3 protein-coding genes are annotated in these 3,294 nt (G+C 31.1%); 1 reads left to right on the top strand and 2 read right to left on the bottom strand.

Annotation, left to right across the window (positions count from 1 at the left end; genetic code table 11):
- The coding region (locus tag V7164_RS25350; RefSeq protein WP_335355612.1) for a restriction endonuclease PLD domain-containing protein at positions 1-1,269 on the top strand (1,269 nt) is incomplete at its 5' end.
- A 52-nt stretch (positions 1,270-1,321) separates the two neighbouring features.
- Here the strand turns inward: V7164_RS25350 and V7164_RS25345 are convergent.
- On the bottom strand, positions 1,322-3,034 hold the full coding sequence (locus V7164_RS25345) for an AIPR family protein (RefSeq protein ID WP_335355611.1): 1,713 nt from the start codon (positions 3,032-3,034) through the stop codon (positions 1,322-1,324).
- Between the two features lies 1 nt (position 3,035).
- Positions 3,036-3,294, bottom strand: a 259-nt coding sequence (locus V7164_RS25340; RefSeq protein ID WP_335355610.1) for a PD-(D/E)XK motif protein, incomplete at its 5' end; no start/stop codon positions are given.

Raw genomic sequence — 3,294 nt, 5'->3', positions numbered from 1 at the left:
AGCCCTCTTTTAGTTGAACAAATCCTAGATGAATATAAAGATTTACATTTAAATCTTTATGTTGGTATGGTGTCAGTTGAAGGCATTTCAAAATGGACTCATCTAGCTTTTCAACATCTAACCAAAAGGTATCCATCCCGCTTAGAGGTCTATTATCAAGTGGCTCCTCCAGGTAATCATAGTAATATATATTATTGGGAAAACCCATTAATTCTAGGATTGGATCATAAAATTTTTGTTGGATCAGCCAGCTTCACATTAAATAGTTTTTATCATCGTAACGAATTAATGATAATGGAACATTCTAATGCAGATGAAATCTTTAGTAATTTAGATGTAATTAATTGCACTAGTTCAAATGTTTCTAACCAAATTAACATTCATCAAAACCCTGAAAAAGAATTAATTGTTTCCTATAACCATAACCAATTAGAACTGTTCAATCTCTCAACTGATGAAGCAACTAAATATGAAGTTGAATATATTGATATACCTCTTACTATACGAGGTGGAGATACACCTCCGAAATCAGGAATCAATTGGGGACATAATGGACGAAATGGCTTAAGACACCCTACTCGTACTGGTAATGAAGCGTATATATCTATTTCAAAGCAAGTACATAAGGAACGTCCTAATTTTCTTCCTCAAAGAGGAAAAAAAATCCTTGTTTTAACTGACGATGAAGAAATGTTCGTCTGCGTAGTAGCTCAAGAACATCGTAAAGCTATTCAAACCTGTGATAATAACAGTATTTTGGGTGCTTATATTAGAGAGAGAATAGACATTCCATCGGGGGCATATGTTGAAACGAAAGACTTATCTCGTTACGGAAGAGATTCTATACGATTAAGTAAAATTCACGAAGGTTTATACTTTCTTAACTTTGATTCACAATTAACTCTAGCAAACTGTGAGGAATATCTTTGGAGTATAGAAGATCGTGAAACAAATATATTGCATGAAGATTCGGAGAAGCAAATTTTAATTGAATCAATATTTGTTCGAGTACATCAATTAAATATTGATATTTATGGTGGATTCTTAGCAATGTGGGATGAGACTCAAGAAGATTACTTTGTAGATTCCGATCTAATTATTATTAAAGATATTGATACTGAAATCGTTCTCTATGATGAAAGTGGCAGTCCTCTAATTGCTGCCGTTTTCAATTATTGTCATTCAATAGATTTAGAAACAAGTATGGATGACTTGCAATCTCTTCAATGTGAAATAATAACAAAAGATCTCTCATGTACTAACCAATAGCATGAAAAAGTGCGTATGATATTCATCATGATGAATATCATACGCACTTTTTTTAAATATTATTTAATTTTTCTTTGTAACTTACCCAACATTCTTCTTTCTTACACCAAGAAGTAATATTTGATCCAGAAATAGGTGGATTATTTATATGATCCCAAGTTAAACGAATCAATTTTTGCAATTCTGTTCTTAATTCGTCTGTTACAGACTGACTGTTCCAAATTAGAATTAAATTGATTTCATTCTTTTTTAAGTAAGACAGCGCAGCAATCGTATAGGTAATTATGTTAGCTTTATATGCTGGATATTTTGCATTTTTAACCAGCTCATCACATTCTTTGAATAAGATCGCCATGCCGATTAATTCTTTATAGAACTTTTGGTCAATTTCTAAGTTTTCTTGATCAATGAATTCCATAAACTCTTTAAAGTTCGTTTCTCCTCCTTTACTTACCTTATGAGGGGAACAAGCCCAAGACATGTAATATTTTGCTATATCTGTTTTACTTAATAACTTAGATTTAGGATTCATGTGTTTAAAATCGTCTTTTCTTTTCTTAGTAGTTTCTCGACTTAAATCTACTAAATACTGGCCTCTAGCACGTTCAAAGAACCATCTAATATTCGATTTAACACCCGAATTTGAAGGGATCATTGTATTTCTTGATAAATTCTCCAATTGAATAAGTGTATGATGATTCGCTTTTAAATCTGATGAAGAAATCTTATTTTGTGTATTTGCATACTCTGAAATTTTAGAAGTCATAATATTCATTTTCTCTGTTGATTTAATCACTGTTAATTTCATTTGAACAAATACATTACTTAGATCCAATTTATCATCTTTTTTTGTATAATACATGGAAGCCGTAGTTTGACCACCATTAACAACTTGTAATCCTTTAATTTTATTTATGGTATATACGCTACCACTGTCTGAAGTTTCTGCTTCAATTGACTCAGCTACTGTAGAGATTCCATTGTTATAAGCAATAAACATTTCTTGTTCTTTACGTAAAGTATTTTTAATTCCCTTATTTACATTACCTTTTGCTTGTAAAAAGGAACGAACATTCCTTTCAATCAGTCGTTGACCCCAATTCTCATATAACTTCGCCAATAGTTCTCCAGAAATATATCCTACGTAGCAATCGAATTCAGCATTTTTGTCTACAACTTTCAACATTGATAAATTTTCTGTTGAAAGCACTCCAAAATCAATCTCAATATCTTCAATGCCCTGTGTTTCATTTACTAACTGAAATAGTCTTTCCATATCCCAAATTTGATATAAAATCTCTTTTCCTTCAAGCTCCTCAATCTCTAAAGGAATGTTTGCTTTATAAATACGATTAGAGAGAATCAGTACACTAATCTCTGTATTTTCATAATCCAATTCATGAATGAGTTGCGATAAAGGATAATCTGCTGAAGTTTCTTCTATTACATTAACTAAATCTTTTCTTGCTTTTTTCAAGTATTTCACAGCACGTTTGTAAGGTTTCTGGATAATTGCCTTTGAAACCGTTGCGCCATAGTCAAAATTTTCATAGTCAGCAACAATCAAAGTCAATTTGTTTTGTTCATCATCATAAGAATAAGCATTCATTTGAAGTCCTACCTGAAAACGATAACTTAATTCATAATTAGAAATATTTCCGTTACTTTCTAAATACTCACAAAAAGAATCTACAAATCTTTCTTCCTGGTTTTGTTCATCACTATGCAATTCTTTGAAATCTGTTATAAACTCTTGTATGTTCAATTTATTCTACCTCAATTTCTTCCACCAAATGTTGCATATTTATTTTCCATGAATTACATTCATCTAATGCTAATGAATATTCCACATTAAATGCAGCTGATGGTAAAGCACTTACGTCTATTAATGGGAAATCTTCTTTTATTTCATATGCTAATTCGTCGCTAACACTATAAAATTCAAGCATATCTGGAAGCAATAAATCCGATATAACACCAATTTTCAGCAACTTTGCTTTAAATAATGTTTTTGGATATTCTAGC

This window comes from Bacillus sp. JJ1474 (assembly GCF_036965225.1).
GTDB lineage: Bacteria > Bacillota > Bacilli > Bacillales > Cytobacillaceae > Cytobacillus.
The sequence above is the reverse complement of the archived record's forward strand: the minus strand, read 5'-3'. Positions and strand labels throughout refer to the sequence as shown.